25 protein-coding genes and 2 tRNA genes are annotated in these 26600 nt (G+C 68.3%); 12 read left to right on the top strand and 15 right to left on the bottom strand.

Annotated features, from left to right (window positions below; genetic code table 11):
* Positions 1-2 precede the first annotated feature (2 nt).
* On the bottom strand, positions 3-350 hold the full coding sequence (locus tag OG972_RS21320; RefSeq protein WP_266983790.1) for a helix-turn-helix domain-containing protein: 348 nt from the start codon (positions 348-350) through the stop codon (positions 3-5).
* 132 nt (positions 351-482) lie between these two features.
* On the opposite strand from OG972_RS21320, the gene OG972_RS21315 reads away from it, so the two are divergent.
* Positions 483-1094 carry an FMN-dependent NADH-azoreductase gene (locus OG972_RS21315; protein WP_266983788.1) on the top strand — a complete coding sequence of 204 codons (612 nt, stop codon included), beginning with the start codon at positions 483-485 and terminating at the stop codon, positions 1092-1094.
* Positions 1095-1292: 198 nt separating this feature from the next.
* Here OG972_RS21315 and OG972_RS21310 read toward each other — a convergent pair whose 3' ends face one another.
* The 3 genes from OG972_RS21310 to OG972_RS21300 form a co-directional block, all read right to left on the bottom strand.
* Positions 1293-1952: a response regulator transcription factor gene (locus OG972_RS21310; protein ID WP_266983786.1), complete on the bottom strand. Its 660-nt coding sequence runs from the start codon at positions 1950-1952 to the stop codon at positions 1293-1295.
* A 135-nt stretch (positions 1953-2087) separates the two neighbouring features.
* The gene (locus OG972_RS21305; RefSeq protein ID WP_266983784.1) at positions 2088-2852 is read right to left on the bottom strand and encodes a histidine kinase dimerization/phosphoacceptor domain-containing protein; all 765 of its coding nucleotides are present in this window, start codon (positions 2850-2852) and stop codon (positions 2088-2090) included.
* Positions 2853-3083: 231 nt separating this feature from the next.
* A tRNA-Leu gene (locus tag OG972_RS21300) sits at positions 3084-3166 on the bottom strand.
* 317 nt (positions 3167-3483) lie between these two features.
* On the opposite strand from OG972_RS21300, the gene OG972_RS21295 reads away from it, so the two are divergent.
* The 7 genes from OG972_RS21295 to OG972_RS21265 all read left to right on the top strand — a co-directional run bounded on the left by OG972_RS21295 (position 3484) and on the right by OG972_RS21265 (position 12827).
* Entirely contained in the window at positions 3484-4350 is an 867-nt protein-coding gene (locus tag OG972_RS21295; RefSeq protein WP_266983782.1) for an FhaA domain-containing protein, read from the top strand.
* A 10-nt stretch (positions 4351-4360) separates the two neighbouring features.
* Complete coding sequence (locus tag OG972_RS21290; RefSeq protein ID WP_037702017.1) at positions 4361-4876, top strand: FHA domain-containing protein; 516 nt, start codon at positions 4361-4363, stop codon at positions 4874-4876.
* A 129-nt stretch (positions 4877-5005) separates the two neighbouring features.
* Positions 5006-6523 (top strand): Stp1/IreP family PP2C-type Ser/Thr phosphatase, encoded by a 1518-nt coding sequence (locus OG972_RS21285; protein ID WP_266983779.1) that lies wholly within the window; start codon positions 5006-5008, stop codon positions 6521-6523.
* Between the two features lie 22 nt (positions 6524-6545).
* Positions 6546-7955 (top strand): FtsW/RodA/SpoVE family cell cycle protein, encoded by a 1410-nt coding sequence (locus tag OG972_RS21280; RefSeq protein WP_266983777.1) that lies wholly within the window; start codon positions 6546-6548, stop codon positions 7953-7955.
* On the top strand, positions 7952-9406 hold the full coding sequence (locus tag OG972_RS21275; RefSeq protein WP_266983775.1) for a penicillin-binding protein 2: 1455 nt from the start codon (positions 7952-7954) through the stop codon (positions 9404-9406). Before OG972_RS21280 ends, OG972_RS21275 begins: the two co-directional genes overlap by 4 nt.
* 167 nt (positions 9407-9573) lie before the next feature.
* Positions 9574-11574: a Stk1 family PASTA domain-containing Ser/Thr kinase gene (gene pknB / locus OG972_RS21270; protein ID WP_266983773.1), complete on the top strand. Its 2001-nt coding sequence runs from the start codon at positions 9574-9576 to the stop codon at positions 11572-11574.
* 215 nt (positions 11575-11789) lie between these two features.
* Positions 11790-12827, top strand: coding sequence for a restriction endonuclease (locus tag OG972_RS21265; RefSeq protein ID WP_323135885.1), 1038 nt, complete (start codon positions 11790-11792; stop codon positions 12825-12827).
* A gap of 104 nt (positions 12828-12931) precedes the next feature.
* Here the strand turns inward: OG972_RS21265 and OG972_RS21260 are convergent, their stop codons facing one another.
* Genes OG972_RS21260 through OG972_RS21235 form a run of 6 tightly spaced genes read right to left on the bottom strand, consistent with a single transcriptional unit; the run spans position 12932 to position 17425 of the window.
* Complete coding sequence (locus tag OG972_RS21260; RefSeq protein ID WP_266983769.1) at positions 12932-13660, bottom strand: class E sortase; 729 nt, start codon at positions 13658-13660, stop codon at positions 12932-12934.
* Positions 13661-13686: 26 nt separating this feature from the next.
* Positions 13687-15033 (bottom strand): class E sortase, encoded by a 1347-nt coding sequence (locus OG972_RS21255; protein ID WP_266983767.1) that lies wholly within the window; start codon positions 15031-15033, stop codon positions 13687-13689.
* Entirely contained in the window at positions 15030-15668 is a 639-nt protein-coding gene (locus OG972_RS21250; RefSeq protein WP_266983765.1) for an aminodeoxychorismate/anthranilate synthase component II, read from the bottom strand. Before OG972_RS21250 ends, OG972_RS21255 begins: the two co-directional genes overlap by 4 nt.
* A complete protein-coding gene (locus OG972_RS21245; protein ID WP_037702041.1) occupies positions 15665-15847 on the bottom strand; it encodes a hypothetical protein in 183 nt (60 codons plus the stop codon). The genes OG972_RS21250 and OG972_RS21245 overlap by 4 nt, the downstream gene beginning before the upstream one ends.
* Positions 15848-15903: 56 nt before the next feature.
* On the bottom strand, positions 15904-16632 hold the full coding sequence (locus OG972_RS21240) for a class E sortase (RefSeq protein ID WP_266983761.1): 729 nt from the start codon (positions 16630-16632) through the stop codon (positions 15904-15906).
* A 25-nt stretch (positions 16633-16657) separates the two neighbouring features.
* A complete protein-coding gene (locus tag OG972_RS21235; protein ID WP_266983759.1) occupies positions 16658-17425 on the bottom strand; it encodes a DUF881 domain-containing protein in 768 nt (255 codons plus the stop codon).
* Positions 17426-17566: 141 nt separating this feature from the next.
* Here OG972_RS21235 and crgA point away from each other — a divergent pair, with 141 nt between their 5' ends.
* Positions 17567-17821 carry a cell division protein CrgA gene (crgA, locus tag OG972_RS21230; protein WP_266983757.1) on the top strand — a complete coding sequence of 85 codons (255 nt, stop codon included), beginning with the start codon at positions 17567-17569 and terminating at the stop codon, positions 17819-17821.
* Between the two features lie 287 nt (positions 17822-18108).
* On the opposite strand, the gene OG972_RS21225 is transcribed toward crgA, so the two are convergent.
* Positions 18109-19008 (bottom strand): rhomboid family intramembrane serine protease, encoded by a 900-nt coding sequence (locus OG972_RS21225; RefSeq protein ID WP_266990634.1) that lies wholly within the window; start codon positions 19006-19008, stop codon positions 18109-18111.
* 157 nt (positions 19009-19165) lie between these two features.
* Entirely contained in the window at positions 19166-19693 is a 528-nt protein-coding gene (locus tag OG972_RS21220) for a peptidylprolyl isomerase (protein ID WP_266983755.1), read from the bottom strand.
* A gap of 321 nt (positions 19694-20014) precedes the next feature.
* Between OG972_RS21220 and OG972_RS21215 the strand changes: the two genes are divergently transcribed.
* Positions 20015-20734, top strand: a complete 720-nt coding sequence (locus tag OG972_RS21215) for a DUF5324 family protein (protein WP_266990632.1) — start codon at positions 20015-20017, stop codon at positions 20732-20734.
* Positions 20735-20818: 84 nt separating this feature from the next.
* Here OG972_RS21215 and OG972_RS21210 read toward each other — a convergent pair.
* A tRNA-Ala gene (locus OG972_RS21210) sits at positions 20819-20891 on the bottom strand.
* 171 nt (positions 20892-21062) lie between these two features.
* Here OG972_RS21210 and OG972_RS21205 point away from each other — a divergent pair.
* Together OG972_RS21205 and OG972_RS21200 are read left to right on the top strand one after the other, a co-directional pair.
* Entirely contained in the window at positions 21063-21611 is a 549-nt protein-coding gene (locus tag OG972_RS21205) for a DNA-binding protein (protein ID WP_266983753.1), read from the top strand.
* A 217-nt stretch (positions 21612-21828) separates the two neighbouring features.
* On the top strand, positions 21829-23217 hold the full coding sequence (locus tag OG972_RS21200) for a serine/threonine-protein kinase (RefSeq protein ID WP_266983751.1): 1389 nt from the start codon (positions 21829-21831) through the stop codon (positions 23215-23217).
* Positions 23218-23239: 22 nt separating this feature from the next.
* On the opposite strand, the gene OG972_RS21195 is transcribed toward OG972_RS21200, so the two are convergent.
* Both OG972_RS21195 and OG972_RS21190 read right to left on the bottom strand, forming a co-directional pair.
* Positions 23240-24592, bottom strand: a complete 1353-nt coding sequence (locus OG972_RS21195; protein WP_266983749.1) for a hypothetical protein — start codon at positions 24590-24592, stop codon at positions 23240-23242.
* The gene (locus OG972_RS21190; RefSeq protein ID WP_266990630.1) at positions 24592-26454 is read right to left on the bottom strand and encodes a VWA domain-containing protein; all 1863 of its coding nucleotides are present in this window, start codon (positions 26452-26454) and stop codon (positions 24592-24594) included. Before OG972_RS21190 ends, OG972_RS21195 begins: the two co-directional genes overlap by 1 nt.
* Positions 26455-26600: the final 146 nt, after the last annotated feature.

Below are 26600 nucleotides of genomic sequence, written 5' to 3'. Positions count from 1 at the left end.
CGTCAGCAGCCGCCCTCGTCGACCACGAGGTACGCCTGCGCCCAGAGCGCCAGCTCCTTCAGGGCGGGCTCCATCGCGGCGCCGGCCCGCGTCAGCCGGTACGAGACCCGCAGCGGCGGACCCTCGTCGACCTCACGCACCACCAGCCCGGCCGTGCCGAGTTCGGTCAGCCGGTCCGAGAGCATGCGCTCACTGATACCCGGAATCGCCCGCCGCAGATCCGCGAAGTGCACCGGCTGCTGCAGAAGCACGGAGACGATCGGGCCCGTCCAGCGCTTCCCGAACAGCTCGAAGACGCGCGTGATGCTCACGTCGACCCGTCGACACGCCTGCTCACTGTGGTCCGCCATGCACCCAGGGTACTGCGTCGCAGTGAGGTGCTTATGATTAGTAAGCCCCTATGTTATTACTAGGTGCATACGAAAAAGATGCCCTGCATCCCCGGCCGGGCACCACCCTCTAGATATCCGTGGAGATCCCCCATGGCCACGCTTCTGCACCTCGACTCCGCCGTCTTCCCGCAGGGCTCCGCATCGCGCGAGGTCACCGCCACCTTCGTCAAGACCTGGCTCGAGCAGCACCCTGACGGACAGGTCGTCTACCGCGACCTTGCCGCGAACCCGCTGCCCCACCTGGACGCCACAGCGGCGGCCGCCGGCGCCGAGGACCCGCTGCGCAGCGAGCTCGCCGCCGAGCTGGAAGCCGCGGATGCCGTCCTGATTGGCGCCCCGATGTACAACTTCAGCATCCCGTCGACCCTGAAGGCCTGGCTCGACCAGGTGATCATCGTCGGCCGCAACGTAGGTCCCGACAGCCCGGTGGCGGGCACCCCGATCACCGTCGTCGCCAGCCGCGGCGGCTCGTACGCCCCCGGCACCCCGCGCGAGGACTCCGAGTTCGTCCAGAACTACCTGGAGAAGCTGCTGACGAGCATGTTCGGCGCCGAGGTCGACTTCATCGTCCCGGAGCTGACGCTGGCCCACTCCCAGCCCGCGATGGCCGAGCTCATCCCGCTCGCCGAGGCCTCCCGCGCCAGGGCGTTCACCGAGGCCACGGAGAAGGCCAAGGCTCTCGCCACCCGCCTCGCCGCCTGAGTCGCGGCACGACGGAAAACCGGCCGGGGCTCGCGGGGGATCGGACACTCCCGCGAGCCCCGGCTCGTCGTCGCATGGGGACACACAAGCACCCCGCCACACAGAAACGCCCCGCCTATACCGAACGCCCCGAATCGGATGTTTCACGTGAAACACATCCTGGGGTTCCAGAGCCTCCAAAACGCGCCCGCAGCAGGCCTACAGCCCCGCATCCCTCGCCAACAGCGCAGCCTGCACCCGGTTCTCGCACCCCAGCTTCGCCAGGATCCGGCTCACATACGTCTTCACCATTGCCTCGCTCATGTGCAGCCGCCTGCCGGCGTCCGCGTTGGACAGCCCCTCGCCGAGCAGGGCCAGCACCTCGCGCTCCCGCCCGCTGAGTTCCGCCACCCGCCGCCGCGCCTCTTCGCCCCGCTTGGCCGCCCGTCCCATGGCCAGCTGATCGACCACATACCGAGTGGCACCGGGCGAGAGATAGGCATCACCGGCCGCTGCCGCCCGAACCGCCTGGATCAGCTCGGTGGGCGCGGTGTCCTTGAGCAGGAATCCGGCGCCCCCTTGCTCCAGCGTCCGCAGGACGTTCTCCCGCTCCCCGAACGTCGTGAGCACAATCACCCGCACCGCCGGTGCCGCCGTGCGCAGTTCCACCAGTGCTGTGAGCCCGTCCATCACCGGCATCTGGATGTCGAGCAGCACGACATCCGCCGCATGGGCGCGGACCTGATCCACGGCCTCGCGCCCATGCGCCGCCTCGGCGACAACCTCGATGGAGCGGTCCGAGGTCAGGATCATCCGTATCCCCGCCCGGATGAGGGGCTCGTCGTCAGCGATGACGACTCTGATCGGCTGCCCCGTCACACGTACCCCCGTACTCGTCCTGTCCCTCTCATCTACTGGGGACCTCATAGGCCTTCTTCTCGATCAGCCTGCCGTCCCGGAAGCAGAACCGGAACACCGGCTCGGTACTGAGGCTGTCGCCCACCTCCGACAACATCAGGACCAGGCACCGCGCCCCGGCCGGCTCCTCGGGCCCCGCGCCACCCGCTGCCCGTCCTCGCCGCCGCGCCCGGGTCCCGCGACGTCGTCCCGCAGAATCCCGACGACTTCCCGCAGCTCGTGCATGGCACGGACCGAGGCACCACGCAGCACACCGACCGCCTCGCGCTGCCGCACCGTCAGCTCCGGGTCGACCTCCAGTGCCCCTGTATGGACAGAGATCAGCGCCAGTTGGTGACCGAGGCTGTCGTGCATGTCCTGAGCGATCCGCTGGCGCTCCATGAGCCGCGCCTGCCCCACGATCATGGCCCGCTCCCGGATCAGCTGCGCATTGCGCTCCTGGAGGGCGTGCAGCAGGGTCCGGCGCTGCGTCCAGTACCGGCTGGCGAGACCGGGCACGAGCGTCGTCGCCAAAAAGTAGAGGGTGGTGAACAACACCTGGGTCAGCGGCCGCAGCCCGGACCAGGTCATCGCAACGGTCACACCCACGTAGAGGACGTACGAGGCGGTGAACGCCCCCAGCGCCCGTCCTGCTTCGGCGATCCGGTGCCCGGAACTCCACGCCACCACCATCAGCAGCAACGCGAATCCGCCGGAGAACCCGGCCAGGGCGGACGTCACCACCAGCACGCTCACGGGCAGCCGGCGCCTGAGCAGCGACAGCACCATGACCATGGACGGCACCACCCACAACCGCAGTTCCCCGCCGCGCAGCAGCTCTTCCGTCCCCGCGGCCAGCAGCCCGAGCACCACGGCCAGCACGGCCTCCCCGGCCGTCCTGCGGCGGGACCACAGTTCCGGCGCCGCACACTACTGCCGCCCGGCCCGGAGTTTCGATATCGCGTACACGCCCCGCACCCTAGGCAGCCCTTCGCACACGCGACGCCTTTCTTTCGTTGCGCCCGCGCACGACGAAAGTCGCCCCGCCGCCGATCACCTCGTCCGGGAACGAAGAAGCCCCACAGGCCGTTGGCCTGTGGGGCTTCTCTCTTGTGCGCGAGGGGGGATTTGAACCCCCACGTCCCGAAGGACACTGGCACCTGAAGCCAGCGCGTCTGCCGTTCCGCCACTCGCGCATGAGTGGTGTTTTCAGACTCTCTCACCTGTTGGTGCGAGCGCCTGGCGACATCCGGAAGATTAGCACGCTGGACAGGGTGGATTCACATCCGTTGTTTCGCCGGGCGGATGACGGGAAGCGGGAACGCGGTGCGGTCACCCCCACTCCTCCTCAGCACACCGCAGGTGCGGGACACTGTGAGGAGCGGTCACCTCTACGATCCGTGTGAGGGGTGACACTCATCCACTGGGCAGACAAGGGGAACCAGCCGATTTCCCGACGCGTGGATACGATCAGTAAGCAGTACAGGGACGAGAACACCGGAGGAGGTGCCCTATGGGAGTCATGAAGCGTTTCGAGCAGCGTCTCGAAGGTCTGGTCAACGGCACCTTCGCCAAAGTGTTCAAGTCCGAGGTCCAGCCGGTCGAGATCGCGGGTGCCCTCCAGCGTGAGTGCGACAACAACGCAACCATCTGGAACCGCGAGCGGACCGTCGTCCCCAACGACTTCATCGTCGAGCTCAGCGCTCCGGACTACGAGCGCCTGAGCCCGTACTCCGGCCAGCTCGGCGACGAGCTCTCCGGTCTGGTCCGGGACTACGCCAAGCAGCAGCGCTACACCTTCATGGGACCGATCAAGGTTCATCTGGAGAAGGCGGAGGACCTCGACACCGGGCTCTACCGCGTGCGCAGCCGCACCCTTGCTTCGAGCTCCTCGCAGCAGGGCCAGCAGGCCCCTCAGGGCCACCCCGGACAGCCCGGCCACGGGCGCTCCGCCGCCCCGCAGCCCACCGGCGGCTACGGCTATCCGCCCAGCTCCGTCCCGCCCATGCCCGCGGCCCCGCCGCCGGGCAGCGGCCGTCCCGGAGCACCCATTGCCGACCGGCGCCCGCCGGCCGCGCCCGGCCCCATGCCGAGCGCGCAGGTACGGCGCTGGATCGAGATCAACGGCACCCGCCATCAGATCTCCCGCCCGACGCTGGTGCTGGGACGCAGCACCGACGCCGACGTGCGGATCGACGACCCCGGCGTATCGCGCCGGCACTGTGAGATCCGGACCGGAACGCCCTCGACGATCCAGGATCTCGGGTCTACCAACGGCATCGTGGTAGACGGGCAGCACACCACCCGCGCTACGCTCCGCGACGGCTCGCGGATCGTCGTGGGCAGCACCACCATCGTTTACCGGCAAGCCGAAGGGTGAAGCGGGGGCAATGTCAGAGCTGACCCTGACGGTCATGCGGCTAGGTTTCCTGGCTGTTCTGTGGCTGTTCGTCATCGTGGCCGTTCAGGTCATCCGCAGCGACCTGTTCGGAACGCGCGTCACGCAGCGCGGCTCACGCCGCAACGCGGGCGACACGCGACCGCAACAGGCACGCCAGACCGCCGCGGCACCGCCGCAGCAACGCCAGCAGCCCGGCCGCCAGCGCCGTGGGGCACCCACAAAGCTGGTCGTCTCCGAGGGCACCCTCACCGGCACCACGGTGGCGCTCCAGGGACAGACCATCACGCTGGGCCGGGCCCACGATTCAACGATCGTGCTGGACGACGACTACGCGTCCAGCAGGCATGCCAGGATCTACCCCGACCGTGACGGCCAGTGGATCGTCGAGGATCTCGGGTCCACCAATGGCACGTATCTCGACCGGACCCGCCTCACCACCCCGACGCCTGTTCCGCTGGGCGCGCCGATCCGGATCGGCAAGACCGTCATCGAGCTGCGGAAGTAGTACGACAATGAGCGAGCGGAGCGAGCGGGCCGTAGCGGGCCGGGCAACGGACCCGGCCCTGCTCCCGACCGGAGGGTGGGCAGTGTGGCGCGAGACCGGCTGTACCCCGAGCCGACGGGCGAGGTGCGCATGAGTCTGTCCCTGCGCTTCGCCGCCGGATCGCACAAGGGCATGATCCGGGAGGGAAACGAGGACTCCGGCTACGCCGGTCCGCGCCTTCTCGCCATCGCCGACGGCATGGGCGGCCAGGCGGCCGGTGAGGTCGCCAGCTCCGAGGTGATCTCGACGCTCGTTCAGCTCGACGACGACGTGCCCGGCTCGGACATCCTCACCTCGCTCGGCACGGCGGTCCAGCGGGCCAACGACCAACTGCGCATGATGGTCGAGGAGGACCCCCAGCTGGAGGGCATGGGCACCACGCTCACCGCTCTGCTCTGGACCGGTCAGCGCCTCGGCCTGGTCCACGTCGGCGACTCACGCGCGTACCTGCTGCGCGACGGCGTGCTGACCCAGATCACGCAGGACCACACCTGGGTCCAGCGGCTGGTCGACGAGGGCCGCATCACCGAGGAAGAAGCCACTACCCACCCGCAGCGCTCTCTGCTGATGCGCGCGCTGGGCAGCGGCGACCACGTCGAACCCGACCTCTCCATCCGTGAGGTCCGGGCCGGCGACCGCTACCTGATCTGCTCCGACGGGCTCTCCGGCGTCGTCTCGCACCAGACGATGGAGGAGACCCTCGCCAGCTACCAGGGCCCGCAGGAGACGATCCAGGAGCTCATCCAGCTCGCCCTGCGCGGCGGCGGCCCGGACAACATCACCTGCATCGTCGCCGACGTCCTCGACGTGGACAGCAACGACACCCTGGCCGGGCAGCTCAACGACACCCCGGTCATCGTCGGCGCGGTCGCCGAGAACCAGTCCGCCCAGCTGAACGACGGCGACGCCATGACCACCCCGGCCGGCCGGGCGGCCGGTCTCGGCCGCCCCGTCCCGCCGCCCGCGGGCGGCTTCGGCCCGCCCGGCAGCGGCGACGGCGTCGGCTACGGCGGAATGCCGGACGGTTCCTTCGACGCGTACACCGACGACGACTTCGCCAAGCCCGGCGGCGGCCGCAAGTGGCTGAAGCGGTCGTTCTACATCGTGCTCGCGCTGGCCGTCATCGGCGGTGGTGTGTACGGCGGTTACCGCTGGACCCAGAACCAGTTCTTCGTAGGCGCGAAGAACGACCATGTTGCGCTGTACCGCGGCATCAGCCAGGACCTCGCATGGGTCTCACTCTCGAAGGTCGAGAAGGACCACCCCGAGATCGAACTCAAGTACCTCCCGTCCTACCAGCGCAAGCAGGTCGAGGCGACCATCGCCGAGGGCAACCTGGCCGACGCCCGCGAGAAGATCGGCGAGCTCTCGACCCAGGCGTCCGCCTGCAAGAAGGACGCGCAGCGCCGCGCGGCCGAGGCAGCGAGCAAACCCCGCACCGGCGAGGGTGAAGCCGGAGGCACGGGCTCGGACCTCTCGAAGACGTCCACCGAGTCCGGCTCCACGTCCACCACCAGCAAGACAAAGCCGACCACAGCGACTCCCACTCCCGGCCCCAGCCTCTCGGAGGAAGAGACGAAGCTGGTCCCGCAGTGCGGTAAGCAGTAAAGCCGTAGGGGGCCTTCAGCACATGAGCGTTGTCACCAATACGACCACGATCGGCGCGATCGACGCACCGAGCCGTCGCAACACCGAGCTCGCCCTGATGGTCTTCGCCATCGCCATCTCGGTGTTCGCGTACGCCAATGTGGGCCTTGCCATGGACGGCACACTGCCTTCCGGCATGCTCGGATACGGGTTCGGCCTGATCCTGCTCGGCGGCGTCGCCCACCTCGTGGTGCGCAAGTTCGCTCCGTACGCGGATCCGCTGCTGCTGCCACTGGCGACTCTGCTCAACGGGCTGGGGCTGGTGCTGATCTGGCGGCTCGACCAGTCGGAGCGGCTGATCGCGACAGCCAAGTCGCTGTACGGCGCCTTCACTCCCTCCGCCCCCAGACAGCTGCTGTACTCGGCGGTCGGCGTGGCCCTGTTCGCCGCCGTACTGTTCCTACTGAAGGACCACCGCATCCTGCAGCGCTACACCTACATCTCCATGGTGGCGGCGCTGGTCCTGCTGATCCTGCCGATGTTCTTCCCGGGCAAGTTCGGCGCCAAGATCTGGATCACGATCGCCGGCTTCTCCATCCAGCCCGGCGAGTTCGCAAAGATCATCATCGCGATCTTCTTCGCCGGCTATCTGATGGTCAAACGCGATGCGCTGGCCCTCGCCAGCCGCCGCTTCATGGGCCTCTATCTGCCCCGTGGCCGTGACCTCGGACCGATCCTCGTCATCTGGGCGATGTCGATCCTGATCCTGGTCTTCGAGACCGACCTCGGTACGTCGCTGCTGTTCTTCGGCCTCTTCGTGATCATGCTGTACGTCGCGACGGAGCGGACCAGCTGGATCGTCTTCGGTCTGCTGATGTCGGCGGTCGGCGCAGTCGGCGTCGCCACGTTCGAGCCGCATGTCCAGCAGCGGGTCGACGCCTGGCTGGACCCCTTCGGGGAAAAGACCATGGCCCATTCCGACCAGATCGCCCAGGCCCTGATGTCCTTCGGCTCCGGCGGCACCCTCGGCACCGGACTCGGTCAGGGCCACTCCGACCTGATCGGCTTCGCCGCCAACGCCGACTTCATCCTCTCCACCGTCGGTGAGGAACTCGGTCTCGCCGGAATGATGGCCGTCCTGCTGATCTACGGTCTGATCGTCGAGCGCGGTGTCCGCACCGCGCTCGCCGCCCGCGACCCGTTCGGCAAGCTCCTCGCGATCGGTCTCTCCGGCGCCTTCGCGATCCAGGTCTTCGTCGTCGCCGGTGGTGTCATGGGTCTCATCCCGCTGACCGGTATGACGATGCCGTTCCTCGCGGCCGGTGGTTCGTCCGTGATCGCCAACTGGGCCCTGATCGGCATCCTGATCCGGATCAGCGACACCGCACGCCGCCCCGCTCCGGCCCCCGCACCGTCCTCCGACGCCGAGATGACCCAGGTGGTCCGACCGTGAACAAGCCCCTGCGCCGGATCGCGATCTTCTGCGGCGTCCTCATCCTCGCCCTGCTCGTTCGGACCAACTATCTCCAGTACGTCCGCGCCGACGAGCTGAACACCCGCGACGAGAACCGCCGCGTCCGCATCGAGCGGTACGCCCATGAACGCGGCAACATCATCGTCGACGGCAACCCCGTGACCACCTCGGTCGAGACCAAGGGCAGCGACTTCAAGTACAAGCGGTCCTGGAAGAACGGCCCCATGTGGGCACCCGTGACCGGCTACTCCTCGCAGGCCTTCGACGCCTCGCAGCTCGAAAAGCTCGAGGACGGCATCCTCACCGGCAACGACGACCAGCTCTTCTTCAACCGCACCCTGTCGATGTTCACGGGCGAGAAGAAGCAGGGCGGCAACATCGTCACCACCCTCGACGCCGCCGCCCAGAAGGCCGCCTTCCAGGGGCTCGGCGACAAGAAGGGTGCCGTCGCCGCGCTCGACCCGCAGACCGGCGCCATCCTGGCCCTCGCCAGCACCCCCTCGTACGACCCCTCGACCTTCGCGGGCAACTCCGACGCGGACACCAAGGCCTGGAACAACCTCCTGAAGGACAAGGACAAGCCGATGCTCAACCGGGCATTGCGCGAGACCTACCCGCCCGGCTCGACGTTCAAGGTCGTCACGGCCGCCGCGGCCCTGGAGAACGGCCTCTACACCGACATCGACGGCAAGACGGACTCCCCGCTGCCGTACAAGCTCCCGCAGGTGAGCACCGTCCTGCAGAACGAGGGCAACATCCCGTGCGAGAACGCCTCGCTCCGGGAAGCGCTGCGGATGTCCTGCAACACCGTCTTCGGCAAGATCAGCGACGACCTGGGCAACCAGAAGATGATGGACGAGGCCGCCAAGTTCGGCTTCAACAAGGAGATCTTCACCCCGGTCCGCGCCGACGCGAGCGTCTACCCGAAGGACAACCGGCCGCAGAACGCCATGGCGGGCATCGGTCAGGCCTCCAACCGCGCCACCCCGCTCCAGATGGCCATGGTCGCCGCCGCGGTCGCCAACGACGGCAAGCTCATGCAGCCGTACATGGTCGCCGAGCGGAAGGCGCCCAACCTCGACGTGATCTACACCCACGAGAAGGAGGAGCTAAGCCGGCCCCTCTCGGGTGAGAACGCGCAGAAGCTCCAGCAGATGATGGAGACGGTCGTCAAGAGCGGCACGGGAACCAGGGCCCTCATCGACGGCGTCACGGTCGGCGGCAAGACCGGTACCGCCCAGCACGGTCTGAACAACAGCGAGAAGCCGTACGCCTGGTTCATCTCGTACGCGAAGACCAGCAGCGGCTCGCCCGTCGCCGTGGCGGTAGTGGTCGAGGACAGCAGTGCCAACCGGGACGATGTCTCCGGCGGCGGTCTGGCCGCTCCGATCGCCAAGGCCGTGATGGAGGCGGTCATCAACAAGAGGTGACGCCCATCACATCGGGTGCCATACCTGCACATTGGGATACCGGTCAGATATCAGCTGACGGCTGTGGGCCGATCAGGTAGTGCCTGGCCGGTACCGTATGCGCGAGCAGCACACCGCCGGACCACACACCGGTGCGGTCGGGACTGACGGAGAGGGCTGGAACAGTTATGGAAGAGCCGCGTCGCCTCGGCGGCCGGTACGAGCTGGGCTCGGTGCTCGGCCGTGGTGGCATGGCCGAGGTCTACCTCGCGCACGACACCCGGCTCGGCCGCACCGTCGCTGTGAAGACGCTGCGGACCGATCTCGCCCGCGACCCGTCCTTCCAGGCCCGGTTCCGCCGTGAGGCCCAATCCGCCGCCTCGCTCAATCACCCGGCGATCGTCGCCGTCTACGACACCGGCGAGGACTACGTCGACGGTGTCTCCATCCCGTACATCGTGATGGAGTACGTCGACGGGTCGACGCTCAGAGAACTTCTGCACTCCGGCCGCAAACTGCTGCCCGAGCGCACCCTCGAAATGACGGTCGGGATCCTCCAGGCGCTGGAGTACTCGCACCGCGCAGGCATCGTCCACCGCGACATCAAGCCGGCGAACGTCATGCTGACGCGCACAGGCCAGGTCAAGGTCATGGACTTCGGTATCGCCCGCGCCATGGGCGACTCCGGCATGACGATGACCCAGACCTCGGCCGTCATCGGCACCGCCCAGTACCTCTCCCCGGAGCAGGCCAAGGGCGAGCAGGTCGATGCGCGCTCCGACCTGTACTCGACCGGCTGCCTGCTCTACGAGCTGCTGACCGTCCGGCCGCCGTTCATCGGTGACTCACCCGTCGCGGTCGCCTACCAGCACGTGCGGGAAGAGCCACAGACCCCCAGCACCTTCGACCCCGAGATCACGCCCGAAATGGACGCGATCGTGTTGAAGGCCCTGGTCAAGGACCCGGACTACCGCTACCAGTCGGCCGACGAGATGCGTGCCGACATCGAGGCCTGCCTCGACGGACAGCCGGTCGCCGCCACCGCGGCGATGGGCGCGGCCGGTTACGGGGCATACGACGGGTACGGCAACGACCAGCCCACCACCGCGCTGCGCGCAGCCGACCCGAACGGCGCCCAGACCTCTATGCTGCCCCCGGTCAATCCGGACGACGGCGGCTACGGATACGACGAGCGCCCGGACCGCCGCCGCCAGAAGAAGAACAACACCTCGACGATCCTGCTGATCGTCGCGGGCATCCTGGTGCTGATCGGCGCGATCCTGATCGGCAAGTCCGTCTTCGGCGGCGACAACAGCAACAACGGCAAGGTCGACGTGCCGAACATGGTCGGTTCGACCGTGGCGGAGGCGGAGAATCTCGCGAAGAACGCCGGTGTCCTCGTCAAGGTCAGCTCACGCGAACCCTGCGAGGACCAGGACAAGGGCAAGATCTGCAGCCAGACGCCCAAGGACGGCAAGATGGCGGAGAACGAGACCGTCAAGGTCGTCGTCTCCACCGGTGCGCCGAAGGTCGAGGTCCCGGACGTCACGGAGAAGTCCGAGGAGAACGCCCGCAAGATCCTGGAGGAGAAGGGCTTCTCGGTGAAGGTCGTCACGACCGAATCGTCCACCGCGGATCCCGGCACCGTACTCGCCCAGATCCCCAAGGGGAACACGAAGGCCGAGCGGGAGTCCGAGGTCAAGATCACGGTCGCCAGGCAGGCCACCCAGGACGTTCCCGACGTCAGGACCAAGCAGTACGACGCCGCGGTGGCCCAGCTCAACGGTGTCGGCTTCCAGAAGGTCTCGCGAACCGACGTCGATTCGGACAAGCCGGCGGGTGAGGTCATCGATCAGACCCCGGCGCCGGACGCCGGTAAGCAGCCGCTGGACACCCAGATCGTGCTGACGGTCTCCAAGGGCCCGACGCAGCCGGCGACGGTCCCCGTCCCCGAAGTCAGGGGCAGCACGGTCGCCCAGGCCAAGCAGGCCCTGGCCGCGCAGGGCTTCACTCAAATCCAGTTCGCGCAGAACAGCTCGGACGACGACAACGCCAGGGTCGCCAACATCGATCCGCAGCCGGGCACCCAAGCCGACCCCGCGACCACCGTCATCACCCTCACCACGGTAGGCGGCAAGGGCAACGGGGACGGCAATATCTTCGGCGGCCCATCGGGCTCGCAGAACTGAGCCCCACCGCACGAACGCGAAGGGCCCCGGTCACCGCAACGGTGACCGGGGCCCTTTGCTGTGCCTGCCGGGCTACCTCCTGCTGGCATACCGCACATGCAGCCGTAAACCGATCGTGTCTTCATATGTCCTGAATCGTTGGACCGGTGGGGTGACTTGGGGGTTCAGGCCCTACCCCCCAGCTCGCACCAACATCCGAGACGAGCCGAGAGGGCATGAACGTGATCAACAATGCAGTACTGCTGGAGTCGAGGTCTCTGCGCAATGACGTAGCTGGCCGGACAGAGGTGCTCGACAAGGTCAAGGCACTCTCGCTGCTGCCGGACGGCATGCACGTGACCACGGCGATGGTCGCGGCGTACTTCGAGGTGACCGTGAAGACCCTTGAGTCCGTTATGGAGGACCACAGGGAGGAGCTGGACTCCAATGGCCTCCAGGTTCTGATAGGCACGCGACTGGCCCTCTTCAAGGGGGCCTGTGGAATTCAGTCACGTTCACGGGCGATCGCGGTCTTCTCCCGGCGGACGGTACTCAACGTCGCCATGCTGCTCCGCGACAGCGAAGTCGCACGTCAGGTGCGTACATACCTGCTCGACGTGGAGTACATGGCACGAACTCAGCCTGTGGATAACTCTGTCCACAGGGGACCGGATTCCCTCGACGACCGCATCGACCGACGCATCACCCACATCCTCGGCAAGACCGTCGTCCCCATGTTCAACGCCCTCATCGAGGCCTCCGGCGAGCACCGCAAGGAGCTGATCTCGCTCCGGGACGACGTTGAGAAGGTCGAGCGGAAGCTCTGCAACCACCACCAAAGGCTCAGGCACCTCGAGCACGCCCAGGGCCCGCGCCCGTACACCGGAATCATGGCGACCATCGACGCCATGAACTGGCGGCAGTTCGAGCACCACGTCGCCGCACTGCTCCGCCGCGACGGCTGCACGGACGTCGTGGTGCATGGCGGCCGCGGCGACCGAGGTGTGGATGTCACAGCAGCGACCGCGGACGGCCGCAGCATCGTCGTGCAGTGCAAGAGCTTCGCGCCCTACCGTCCGGTGTGGAGCGGAGAGCTGCAGAAGTTCCTCGGCGCCTCTTTCGTCCAGCACGGGGCCGATGTGGCTCTCTTCGTCGCCACGACCTCCTTCACACCCGACGCACGCGCCATCGCCGAGACCTACGGCATCACCCTCGTCGACCGCACTCACCTCGAAAAGTGGAGCGCCGGAGTACCGCTCGCGATCCTGAGGTAACCGCCGCCAGACAGAGAAGGGGCCCGAAGTCGCAAAGGCTAGTTGCGACTTCGGGCCTTCGCCATCCTAGAGCGACTGAGCTCCTCGAAGGAGCTCAGTCACGGCTAACGCAGCTCCTCCGGCTTCGTGCGATCCTTGTCGACCTTCTCCGTACGCACCAGCTCGCCCCACACGATGTAGCGGTACTTCGACGTGTAGACCGGCGTGCAGGTCGTCAGCGTGATGTAGCGGCCGGGCTTCTTCACGCCCGACTCCTTGGGGACCGGCTGAAGCACCTTGACGTTGTACTTCGACGTCTCGGGAAGCTCCTTGAAGACCTTGTAGACGTACCAGGTGTCCTTGGTCTCGAAGACGACGGCGTCGCCCGTCTTCACCTTGTCGATGTTGTGGAACTTCGCCCCGTGCCCGTCGCGGTGCGCCGCCAGCGTGAAGTTGCCCTGCTTGTCCCAGGGGAGAGCCGACTTCACCGGGTCCGTGTAGTAGCCGGCGATGCCGTCGTTGAGGTTCTTCGTGTCGGTGCCCTTCTTGACGAGCACCTCGCCGTTCTTCATCGCAGGTACGTGCAGGAAGCCGATGCCGTCCTTGGTGTCGAGGGCCCCGGGTCCCTCGGCCCAGCGGTCGCGGACGGTGTGGCCCTGCTTCTCGGCCTCGCGGTCGGCGAGCACATTCGTCCACCACAGGGAGTAGACGACGAAGAGGCCCAGCACCAGGCCCGCGGTGATCAGCAGCTCGCCGAAGAGACTGACCGCGGTCGCGACGGGATGGCGGTCCCTGCTCCGCACCGGGGGCGCGGACTCGTCGGTCTGTTCTTCCTGCTGGGTCCTCGCTGCCACCGCACCCGTCCCTGTCGTGATGAAGTTCAGCCGACGAGCGCGTCGGGCTTCCCCTTGCTGCGCGGCCGTTCGTCGACCATCTTGCCCCAGACGATCAGCCGGTACGTACTTGTGAATTCAGGCGTACAGGTCGTCAGAGTGATGTAGCGGCCAGGCTTCGTGAAGCCCGAACCGGGCGGCACCGGGGTGATCACCGAGACATTGGACGGCGACGTCTGAGGAAGGACGCTGGTCATCTCGTACGTGTAGTACGCATCCTGCGTCTCGACCACGATCGGGTCGCCCTTGCTCAGCCGGTTGATGTAGCGGAACGGTTCGCCGTGCGTATTGCGGTGACCGGCCAGCGCGAAGTTGCCCTGCGCGGCGGACGGCATCGCCGTCTTGAGCGCGCCCTCTCCGTAATGGCCGACCATGCCGCGGTCGAGGACCTTCTCCTTGCTGGTGCCCTCGGCGATCGGCGCGACCACATCCAGCTTCGGGATGTGGATGATGGCGAAGCCCTGCCCCGGCTCGAACGCCCCGGGCTTGCGGCCTTTCGCCCAGTCGTCCTGAATCTTGTGCGTCTCGCTCCCGGCGATCTGGTCGGCACGCACATTCGTCCACCACAGCTGGTACGTGACGAACAGCAGCATCAGCACGCCGAGCGAGATGAACAGTTCGCCGACGACCCGGCTGGCGACGACGGCCGGGCTGTCCTTGGCCGCGCGGGCGGCCCGCCGCGCCTCGACGCGGGAGAGCGGACGCCCCTCCGGCGTCGCCGCCGACCGGCTCTGCGGCTCGGCGCGACGGCGGCCGCGCCCCTTGGCGGCGCGCCGCCGCTCGGCCCGGCCCCCGGTGGGCGGTTCCGTGCGCGATTCGAGTTCTGTGGTCTCCGGACCGGGATCCGGAGCCGCGGCAGGCGCCGTGTCGTACTCCGGCTCCGCTTGCGGTATCGGAGCTGTCGTCGCCCGGTCGGCCGGGCGTCGGGTGTCCGCCGTCCGCAGACCGATCGTCTCGTCGTTGCGGGGGAGCGGTGGCGGTGGCGGGGGCGGAGGCGCCACGACAGGCTCCTGCTGCCCGTACCAGTCCCGCTCGTACCCCTCGGGGTCGTACCACTCACGCGGCGTCCCCTGAGGCCCCTGTGCCCCGTGTGACGCCTGCACCTGGCCTTCCGACCGCCGGCCCTGCGCCGCCCCGGTCTCCGCCGTCTCCGCCGTCTCCGCCGGAATACTCTCCGCCCGGAACCACGGCGAGGCGTGCTGCCCCGGCAGCGGGTCGTTCAGCGGGTCCGCCAGCTGGTCGACTGCCGCCTCGAACGCGCCCGTGGCCTCGTACGCTCGTTGCTCGTACGGGCCTTCCTCACCGGTGTCGTGCTCGGGGCGGAGTGCGGTCACGCGACAGCCTTGCCCACCACCGGCGCGAGCCCCTCCGACCTCGCGACGGCTCCCGTATCACCGCACCGCACCAGCCAGTTGGCCAGCATCAGATGGCCGTACTCGGTCAGGACCGACTCCGGATGGAACTGCACACCCTCCACCGGCAGTTCGCGGTGGCGCAGCCCCATGATGATGCCGTCGGCCGTGCGCGCCGTGACCTCCAACTCCTGCGGGATCGTCTCCGGTTCGGCGGCGAGCGAGTGGTAGCGGGTCGCGGTGAACGGGGACGGCAGCCCGGCGAAAACACCCTTGCCCTCGTGCGTCACCGGCGACGTCTTGCCGTGCAGCAGCTCGGGGGCGCGGTCCACCACCCCGCCGTACGCCACGGCCATCGACTGCATGCCGAGGCAGACGCCGAAGACCGGGACGCCGGTCGCCGCGCAGTGGCGCACCATCTCGACACAGACGCCCGCCTGCTCAGGAGTGCCGGGGCCGGGCGAGAGCAGAACGCCGTCGAAGCCGTCCTGGGCGTGTGCCGTGGTCACCTCGTCGTTGCGCAGGACCTCGCACTCGGCGCCGAGCTGGTAGAGGTACTGGACGAGGTTGAAGACGAAGCTGTCGTAGTTGTCGACGACAAGGATGCGAGCGCTCACTGGCCGGCCCCCGTTCCGCTCGTGCCGTCGACCGTCACGTCGCCGAACGGAAGCAGCGGCTCGGCCCACGGGAAGACGTACTGGAAAAGCACATAGACGACGGCGAGTGCCAGCACGAGCGAGATGAGCCCGCGCACCCACGCATTGCCCGGCAGATGCCGCCAGATCCAGCCGTACATGCTGTCCCCTTCATTCGGTACGGGACCAGACTAAAGGGCCGGGGCAGGGGCGTGGGTCAGCTGTGGAAAGCTGCCGGCTTGCCGTCGGCCACAGGCTGCGTCGCGTCGAGATGCGCCCAGGCGATGAGCCGGTGGCTGCTGCCCCACTCGGGATCGCAGGTGGTCAGCGTCAGATAGCGGCCGGGTCCGTCGAAGCCGGACTTGCGGGGGACGGCGTCGATGACACCGGTGTCGCTCGGCACGGTGCGGTACGGCTTCTTCTCGATGCGGTACGTGAACCACGTCGTCCCGTCCGTCAGCACCACCGCGTCGCCGCGGCGCAGCGTCGGGAAATCCTTGAAGGGATCCCCGTAGGTACGACGGTGTCCGGCCACCGCGAAATTGCCGACGCCGCCGAGGGGGGCGGTCCCGCGGTAGTGGCCGAGCCCTTTCTGCAAGGTTCCGACCTCGGTGTTCTCCAGGACGGGCCACTCCCAGCTCCTGCCGAAGCGGGGGATGTACAGCATCGCGAACGGCTTCCCGTCGCGGTAGGCGCCGGGGGCGTGCGATGGCGTGGGTGCGGGCGTCGGCGAGGTCGAGGGCGCCGGCGTGCCTGCCGCGTTCGGCCCGGGTACGGACACTGCCCCCCGCGCCCATTGGTTCTGCAGGGTGTCGATCTGCCCCTCGGTGGCGCCGGCGGCCTTCACCCCGGTCCAGAACAGCACGTACACCACAAAGAGGATGATCAAGGCGCCCGCGGTGATGCACAGTTCGCTGAAGGTCCTGACGATCAGTCGCACCGACACCGGTCGGCCTCCCCGGAACTGCTCGCTACTTCACCGGCTTCGCATAGTGGAGATCCACTGTGCCCGAGTAGCCGGGAAGAGTCACCGCCTCGTGCTCGTCCACTTTCCAGCCGAGCCCGTACGCCTTCACGTACAGCAGGTAGTTCCGGATCGAGGAAGAGTTGTCGAGGGCCTTCTTGAGCCGGTCGGGGTCGCCGACCGCGGTGATCTTGTACGGCGGCGAGTAGACCCGACCCTGGAGAATCAGCGTGTTGCCGACGCAGCGCACCGCGCTGGTGGAGATCAGCCGCTGGTCCATGACCTGGATGCCGCGGGCACCGCCCTGCCAGAGAGCGTTGACGACCGCCTGCAGGTCCTGCTGGTGGATGACCAGGTCGTTCGGTTGCGGATCGGGGTAGCCGGGGTTCGCGGTGGCGTTCGGCGGGGCGTCGTCGAGCGTGACGGCGACGGACCGGCCGGAGAGCTTCTTGGTGCCCGCGGCCCGCTCCAGCGCCTTGAGCTTGACGTCCTCCGCCTTGGTGCTGCCGTCGTCGCGCTGGGCGAGGGCATCGATGTCCTCGCGTACGGACGCGTTGGAGTCGTCGAGCCCCGCGTTCTTCTCGCTGCGCTGCTGAATGAGGTCGGAGAGCTTCAGCAGCGACGAGTCGGTGCGGATGTTGGTGCCCTTGGCCGTGTTGGCGCTGGTGACGAAGATCAGCCCGGCAAGGGCGAAAACGGCAGCGGTGAGCACGCGGACCGGGTGCCGGAAGGTGCGCCGGACCGGCCCTTGGGGAGAGTCGGCAGAATTGCTCAACGTACCCTTATCTCCTTCGGCGCCACGGAAGCACTACGCTAACGGACGCCCGGGGGAGGAAGCATTCCCCCTCGCGCCCCGCCCCGGCGCCAGCCACAGTTCCCTGCGCGGTCACGCAGCGCATCGACAGGAGAGTTCCTCGTGCCGAAGTCACGTATCCGCAAGAAGGCCGACTTCACGCCGCCTCCGGCGAAGCAGACGACCAACATAAAGCTGACCAACCGCAGTTGGGTGGCGCCGGTGATGCTGGCGTTCTTCCTGATCGGTCTGGCCTGGATCGTCGTGTTCTACGTGACCGACGGCGATCTGCCCATCAAGACGCTGGGTAACTGGAACATCGTCGTGGGCTTCGGCTTCATCGCCGGTGGCTTCGGCGTCTCCACGCAGTGGAAGTAGCCGGACAGCACCCGTAGAACCACAGCCGGTCCCGGTACCGCAACCCTTGCCCTGAGTTACCCACAGCGTTATCCACAGGCGGGGGAAAAGGTCAGACGATCTGTGGATAACTCCCCGGATGTTGACGCCGGTGTGACTGCAGTCTCCCCCGTCGAGGGGTGGCACGCCCCTTGTCTCCGCTGGAAAAACCCAGCTCAGCGACAAGGGGCACAGTTGTACCCACAGAATGCACAAGATCGTGCACCCGCTGTGGACAACTGCCGGGAGAAGCCCCCTGGTGCCTGTGATCAGGTCAGTGCGGCAGTTCTGGCGACCACGATGAGGACCACCGCCACCAGGACCAGCGCACAGGTGCCGTACTGCACCAGCGTCCGCCGTTCACGCGGTGCGTGCACCATGGCGATGGCGATCAACGTGCCCGCGATCAGACCGCCGACATGCGCCTGCCATGCGATTCCGCCCCAGGGGTTGAACGTGAAGAGCAGGTTCAGCGCGAGGAGCACGAGGACCGGCCGCATGTCGTAGTTCAGCCGACGCATGAGCACGGCGGTGGCGCCCAGCAGACCGAAGATGGCGCCGGAGGCACCGAGCGAGCCCTGGTTCGGTGCGGCGAGCCAATAGGTGAGCGCGCTGCCCGCCAGGCCGGAGAGCAGGTAGAGCGCGAGGTAGCGGGCGCGGCCGAGCGCCGCCTCCAGGGGACCGCCGAGCCACCACAGTCCCAGCATGTTGAACGCGATGTGCCACACCTCCTGGTGCAGGAACATCGACGTCACCAGCCGGTACCACTGGCCCTCCGCGACCCCTTCCAGTGGACCGCCCTCGTAGTAGGTGGCCCGTCCCAGCAGTGTCAGGTCGTCGAGCAGTGACACCTTCACATGTACCGCGATGAACAGGACGACATTGAGGGCGAGCAGGATCTTGGTGACCAGCCGCGGGTCGGCGGCGACGGTGCCGCCGGCCAGGGTGCGCGGCTGATTGGCGGCCGGGCCGTGCCCCGTACCTGAACCCTGGCGGACGCAGTCCGGGCACTGAAAGCCGACCGAGGCGCTGACCATGCACTCGGTACAGATCGGACGGTTGCAGCGCGTGCAGCGGATCCCCGTCTCGCGGCCGGGGTGGCGGTAGCAGCTGAGTGGGCCGCGGGCATCGGCGGACTGGTCCCGGGCGCCGGGCGGCTGCTCGTCCATCGGTCCCATCACTTGCTGGCCCCCTCGGGTCACGTCGTGGACGACCGCGCGCATGATGCCGCCCTGCTCGTCCGCTATGTAACCAAGTACGGACAAGCAGGGCGGTTGGTTCCCGAGACGGCCGATCAGAGAGTGATCACACCGTGACCACAGGCGATCATCGGGTCTCGACGACGACCGACTCGATCACCACGTCCTGCACCGGACGGTCGGTGCGTGCGTTGGTCTGGGTGCTCGCGATGGCGTCCACGACCTTCTTGCTGGCCTCGTCCGTCACCTCACCGAAGATGGTGTGCTTGCCGGTCAGCCACGCGGTGGGCGAGACGGTCACGAAGAACTGCGAACCGTTGGTGCCCGGGCCGGCGTTGGCCATGGCCAGGAGGTACGGCTTGTTGAAGCTGAGGTCCGGGTGGAACTCGTCACCGAACTCGTAGCCCGGGCCGCCGGTGCCGTTGCCCAGCGGGTCCCCGCCCTGGATCATGAAGCCGCTGATGACCCTGTGGAAGACGGTCCCGTCGTACAGCCTGTCCGTGGACTTCTTGCCGGTCGCGGGGTGGGTCCACTCCCGCTCGCCCGTGGCGAGCTCGACGAAGTTCTTGACCGTCTTGGGCGCGTGGTTCGGCAGAAGCCGGATCTCGATGTCGCCTTGGTTGGTCTTCAAGGTGGCGTAAAGCTGCTCGGCCACGATCTGCCTTCCGTAAGTCTTCGCTGACGTCCACCGATCCTCGCACGGACCATCCGTCGCACGGCCTTCCTGCGGCCCCCCGCAGGAACAAAAGAGGCCAAGTGCGTGACGAACCGGCGCGTGCTGAACCGAACCGTGGCATTGTCATCGGCAAGCTCCCCTTGCACAACATTGCCCACACACGTCGCTTATGACTGTTTTGTACAGCCGTCTCTCATGCCCCGGATGCCCGCCCCACATGCCGCACACGCCATCGCGGGGCATGATTTCGAAATGGGTGGAAAGGCGGAGTACCTACCCGCCACCAAGGAGGAGGATCCCGTGACCCGCATCGACAGCGTGCGCGCCGCAACCGACTCGGCGAAGGAAAGCGTGCAGCACGCCGCGGAAGTGGTGGCGCCCTACGCCGACTCGGCCAAGGACCAGGCGGCACACTATGCGCACGAGGCCCGTACGCGGCTCGCGCCGAGGGTGTCGAAGGCAGCCCAGCAGGCCCGCGTCCAGTACGACGCGCATCTCGCACCACGTATCGAACTGGCTCGCGCGCATGTGCCCCCCAAGGTCGACGAGGCCGCCCAGCGCGCCGCGCTCCGCACCCGTCAGGCGGCCAGGAGCGCCGCGGAGTACACCGTGCCCCGCGTCGAGCAGGCGATGGCCGCCGCCCAACCCGTCGCCGAGGAAGCCACGACCCGCAGCGCCGCGGCACTGGCCGCACTGCGCGGGCAGGTCACGGCGAAGGAGATCAGGAAGCTGGCCAGAAAGCACGAGCGGCGGGCCAAGGCCGGGCGCGTGCTCAAGGTGGTGGCCGTGGTCTCCGTCCTGGCGGGCGGCGCCTACGCCGCGTGGCGGTGGTGGGACAAGCAGGCCAATCCGGACTGGCTGGTCGAGCCCCCCGCCCCCACGGAGGTCGCCGACCGTACGCCGCTGACTTCGGTCGACGGCAGCGGACCGACGGCTGTGGACCCCGAGGTCCGCGCCAAGCAGGCCGAGTCGGACAGGACGGACGAGGTGGACGGCACCGACCTCGACGACGGCCGCTGAGCCGCCACTGCCGCCCGGCCCACGGCAGACATACAAGAGAGCCCCTCCGACCTGCGTTTCCGCAGGTCGGAGGGGCTCTTGACGTGGAGCCTAGGAGATTCGAACTCCTGACATCTGCCTTGCAAAGGCAGCGCTCTACCAACTGAGCTAAGGCCCCGAGAAAGAGGACAGCACCAGACGCATCAGCGTCTTGGTCACCGCCGCAGACCAGACTACCGGGTGACCCCCTGAATCTTCCAAAAAGATTGGGACTCCCGGTCGGCAACCACTCTCCGTAAGATGCTCGACGAGGTTCGCAGCAGCGAAGCCTCAGCGAAGGGGAGACGCCATGGATGCAGTTCAGCAGGAAGCAACGGCAAGAGCCAGGGAACTTCAGCGCAGCTGGTACGGGGAACCGCTGGGCGCGCTGTTCCGTCGGCTCATCGACGATCTCGGTCTGAACCAGGCCCGGCTCGCCGCCGTACTCGGGCTGTCCGCACCCATGCTGTCCCAGCTGATGAGCGGTCAGCGGGCGAAGATCGGCAACCCCGCGGTCGTCCAGCGCGTCCAGGCTCTCCAGGAGCTGGCCAGCCAGGTCGCCGACGGCAGCGTCAGCGCGGGCGAGGCCACCGACCGCATGGAAGAGATCAAGAAGTCCCAGGGTGGTTCCGTCCTCACCGGCACCGGTCAGACCACGACCAGCGGTGGGGCACCCACCGTCCGTCGCGTGGTCCGTGAGATCCAGTCGCTGCTGCGGTCGGTCGCGGCCGCCGGTGACATCATCGATGCCGCCGACTCCCTCGCCCCGACCCACCCGGAACTGGCAGAGTTCCTCAGGGTGTACGGCGCCGGCCGCACCGCGGACGCGGTCGCGCACTACGAAGGACACCAGAGCTAGGACCTTTCTTTCGGTTCGGGCCGGATTCAGGGGGCGGAACCTGGTACGTGCGGCTGCCAGACGGAGGAGGGAAACAGCGCCGGGCGTTGTGGACCGACGCCAACGCGGCGGATGTGCGTACCGGACCCCACGGGCTCAGCCGAATGAAAGATCCTGGTGCACTACCCCCGAGAGCCGGGCACGAGCCGAAACAGGAACTGGGAGCGGGCACAGCGCAATGGGTGAGGTCTTCGCTGGTCGGTACGAGCTGATCGATCCGATCGGACGTGGTGGCGTCGGCGCCGTCTGGCGAGCCTGGGACCACCGGCGCCGCCGGTACGTGGCGGCCAAGGTGCTTCAGCAGAGCGACGCACACACGCTGCTGCGCTTCGTCCGCGAGCAGGCCCTGCGGATCGAGCATCCTCATGTGCTCGCCCCGGCCAGTTGGGCCGCGGACGACGACAAGGTCCTGTTCACCATGGATCTGGTGAGCGGCGGCTCGCTTGCGCATGTCATCGGCGACTACGGACCGCTGCCCCCGCGCTTCGTCTGCACGCTGCTCGACCAGCTGCTGTCCGGACTGTCGACGGTGCATGCGGAAGGCGTCGTGCACCGCGACATCAAGCCCGCCAACATCCTGATGGAGGCCACCGGCACCGGTCGGCCGCACCTGCGGCTCTCCGACTTCGGCATCTCCATGCGCAAGGGCGAGCCCCGCCTGACCGAGACCAACTATGTGGTGGGAACGCCGGGTTACTTCGCGCCCGAGCAGATGATGGGGGCGGAGCCCGACTTCCCCGCAGACCTCTTCGCCGTGGGGCTTGTCGCGCTCTATCTGCTGCAGGGGAAGAAGCCGGACGCCCGGGCCCTCGTCGAATACTTCGCCTCGCACGGCACCCCCAGCGCCCCGCAAGGCATCCCGGAACCGCTGTGGCAGGTCCTCGCCGGTCTTCTGCAGCCGGATCCGCAGGCCCGGTTCCGCACGGCCACCGGCGCGCGCAAGGCACTGACGGCCGCGGTCGAGATGCTGCCGGATCCAGGCGTCGACGACGAACCGGTGGAGGTCTTCGACCAACTCGGCCCGCTGCCCGCCGGTTTCGGCCCCGAAGGCCCGGTCGCCACCCCCAGGCCGCCCTCCCCGGTCGGCCACACCGCACACGCGGGCCAAGCCGCACAGCAGGCCGCACAGCAGCCACACACCCCGCCGCCCTCCCCGATGTCGGAGACGGGCAGCTTCCATCTCGCCCCGCCTCCGCAGCAGCCACCCACGCCGCTGCCCCAGCCGGCCCAGCCTGCCCCTGCCCCTGCCCCCACTCCGCTCCCGGCACATACGATTTCCCCCTTCCCTGCCGCCCCACCGGATCTCTCCCAGGCCCCGACATCCGCAGTGCGGCACGAACCGGCTCCTACTCGTGCATACACCGCCGAGCAGCAGCAGGTTCCGCATCCCGGGGCGGGGATGTCCCCGAACTTCGCTCCGGCAGCACCTCCGGCCCATCCCATGGCCGCCGCTCCCGCACAGGCATCGCAGAAGCGTCCGGGACCGCCCCCGAAGGTGGCGATCCCGGTCCTGCTGGTTGCGCTGATCTGTTTCGCTGTCGGAATCTGGGCACTGACCCAGGCCTGAGGCCCGGTGGCTGCAGCCGCTGTCACCAGGCCTGCGGCGGCCCTCCGTACGGCGGCTGCCCGGCCGCGCCACCGGCAGGACCGCCCGCGGCGGCGGCCGTGCGGCGACGCGCAAGCAGCGTCCACGCCCCGAGGCCGAGCACCAGCACGGCGCCTGCGCCGATCCCGGCCGCGCCCACCATCTTCATCGTGGTGCTCTTGTCGGCCTGGGGTGCGCTCTGGCCGCTCCTGGCCATGTCCTTGTCGTCCTGCGTCACACCGAAGATTCCGGCGGAACCCCCGTACGGCGACGTTTCCGCCGCGTTCTCGACCTGCACCTTGAGAGTCATCGGGATCGCCTTGTTCCCGTAGGCCTTCGCGACCTCCGGGCTGAGCGACACCGACAGGTAGTACCAGCCCGCGAACCGCATGGCGCTCTCGCCGGCACTGAACGTGAACCGGTTCTCGTACGCCACCGGGGGCAGCGGATCGAGCGACACCGAGGCGGGCCTGCCGGAGTACGACAGCGGCGAGGCGTCGTCGACATGGCCGTGCGCCGGATTGTCCAGGGACAGTGCGAGCGCGTTGCCGACGTACTCGTCCGAGCCGCCGACGCTGTTGCCGAGGTCGACGGTGGCGAAGATCTGCTGTCCCCAGTCCACCGGCACCCGGTAGAAGAGGGTCTGCCCCGGCTCGATGCCGTCCCTCCACGTGCCGGTCTCCAGGCTGGTGGCGTCGTAATAGCTCGTGCCGCCGGGCCGTTCCTCCTTCTTGGCCTGCGTGGGCGGTGTCGGCGACGCCGAGGGCCAGTCCTCCGGCGCCTCGGTCGGCGCCGTACCACCCTTCTTCAGCTTCGGCTCCGACTCGTAACGGAGCTCCAGGTCCCAGGCATCGGGCGTCGAGGTGGCTTTGCTCTCCCGCTCGATCAGGACGTTGTACGTGCCGGCGTCCTGGCAGGTGTGGCTGTCCTTGTCCGTGACCCGGTAGGCGTACGCGGCGATCGGATGCGGGAACTCCGCCGCCTGGAAGCGGGCGTCCTCGGAACTGCACTGCAGGTCCGTGCTGTCCCTGACGCTGACCGTGATGCCGTCCCCGTACGCGACCTTGCCACCGGCCTTGGGTACGACCACCGCCGAGACGTACGCGTTCGTGGCGGCGTCGAGGTCGAGACGGTAGTAGAGCTTCTCGCCCGGCTTGATCGAGCTCCTGTAGACGGACCCGGGCTTCAGGGCCGACGCGTCGGTGCTGACCTCCGCGCCCCGGACCGCCTTCGCCCCGGGGTCGAAGGTGTACGCAGCAGGCTCACCGGCCGCGTACGCCTGCCCCGGCAGCGCCGCCACCGCGCACATTGCCGCGGCCGCGGCCAGCGTCGCCCGGCCCCTGTTGCGCTGCCTCATCACGCGCTTCCCCTCGTCGTCTGTGTGGCCGACCTGCGGCGGCTGCGTACGAACACGAGCCCGGCGATCACCACCACGGCGCCCGCCCCGGCAGCGGCCGCAACGCCGGTCCATCCTGCCCCGCCCGTACCTCCGCTGTCTCCGGCCGCAGCCGAATTGCCCTTCTTGTCGGTCCTCTTGTCCTCTCCCCTGTTCGGCTTCCCGGCGAGGACGGCGGCATGGTGCTCGGGGCCGGCCCGCTCGTCCCCGAGCACCGACACCCGCAGGACCACACCGATCTGTGCGTTCTCGGCAATCTCGGCGGCCTGCGCGCCCAGCGTCACCGAGATGTAGAACTCGCCCCCTGCGTGCACCGGCTGGACCGCCCGGCGGTACTCGTAGCGGTTGGTCCAGGCGACCGGCACCGAGCCCATCCTGATCGCGGCCGGACGGCCGTTGTACAGGGCCGACGAGGTGAACTCGCCACCGCCGCCGACCGGGAAGCGGGCCGGTGTGAACAGCTGCGTTGCACCGTACGAGTACGTCGAGGCGACCCTCGCGACCGTGGGTTCGTTGGCGAACTCCACGTCGTAGCGCACCTGCTGGCCCCAGCCCGCCGGAACCCTGTACCAGAGCGTCTGCGCCGGCAGGATCCGGTCGCGCCACACGCCCAGGCCGAGCTCCTCGGCGTCGTTGAATCCCGTGCCTCCCCGCACATCACGGGGGTTGCCGGAGGGCAGCACCGCGCTCTTGCCGCCCGCCCCGTACTCCGGCTCGGACGCGGCGGGCGTGACCCCCTTCTTCAGCGGTACCTCCACCCCGTACACGAGCTCCAGCGGCCAACGCGCGGCATCGGAGCCCTCCTTGCTCGCCCGTTCCACCACCAGCCGGTAGTGGCCCGCCCGGTCGCAGCTGCGGGTCCCCTCGGCGGAGAGGATACGGGCGACCGCCGAGGTCAGCGGGGTCGCACCCTCCTTCTGGTAGAAGCGCGCGGTGTCCGTGGCGCAGGAACTGTCGGTGCCGTACTCAATGCTGGTACTCAGCGCGTCGAAGGTGTCGACGGCGGCCCCGGGCTGCGGCACCGCCGTCGCCGAGAAGTCCGCCGCGGACACGGCGTCCAGACCGACCGCGTAATACCGCTTCTCGCCCGGACCGATGGTGTCCAGATACTGCCCGGGTACGAGCGTGGGCGCCCGGCCGCCGGTCGCGGCGCCCTCGACCTGCTTGCCACGGAACCGGTAGCCGTCCGCGGAGAGTTGTGCTGCCCGCTGCAACTGCCTGGCCAGCGACTTGGCGTCCGGTGCGTCGTAATAGCGGCCGTTGCCCGCCTCCGCGATGCATTCGAGCTGCTCGCGGGCTCGGCCCTTCACCTGGAAACCCACGGTGTCGATGCGCAGCCCGATCCCGTCCTTGCCGAGTCGCTCGGCCACCTCGCAGGGCTGCGGCGTACCGCAGTTGTCCTCGCCGTCGGAGATCAGCAGGATCGTGCGCGTCCCGATCGCATCGTCCGCGGGCTCGGGGAGGTCGTTCGCGGCCTTCTGCAGGGAGAGCCCGACAGGAGTGTCGCCCCTGGGCCGCAGGTCCGCCACGGCCTGCTTCACTGCGGCCCGGTCGAGTGCCTGCACCGGGCGGATGAGACGGGTGTCCGTGCAGCCCCTGGGCCGGTCGGCTCCGTACACCCGCAGACCGGTCGGGTAGCCGTCGGGAAGACCGTCAACGACGGTGCCCACAGCGGTACGGGCGGACTCCATCCGGGTCCGGCCCGTTCCGTCGTCGTCCGCCATGGAGCCGGAGGAGTCGAGCACCATGACCAGGCTGCTGCTGCCGTCCTGAGAGGTCGTGGCGGGGGCTGCAGATGCGCCGTCGGCCGCCGTGGCGGGCATTGCACCCGCGACCAGGGCGAGCAGCGCTCCGCCGATCCATGTCCCCGCTGCTGAAGTACGGCGGTGGTTCCGTGCTCTCACGCGCGCCCCCTCGACCGACCCACCGGCTGCTTTGCTCTCGCAACCTATTGATTTGCGTAGGTGAA

This window comes from Streptomyces sp. NBC_01669, assembly GCF_026339735.1.
Classification (GTDB): Bacteria; Actinomycetota; Actinomycetes; order Streptomycetales; family Streptomycetaceae; genus Streptomyces; species Streptomyces yanii.
Note: the sequence above shows the minus strand (reverse complement) of the source record. Positions and strands in the feature narration are given on the sequence as shown.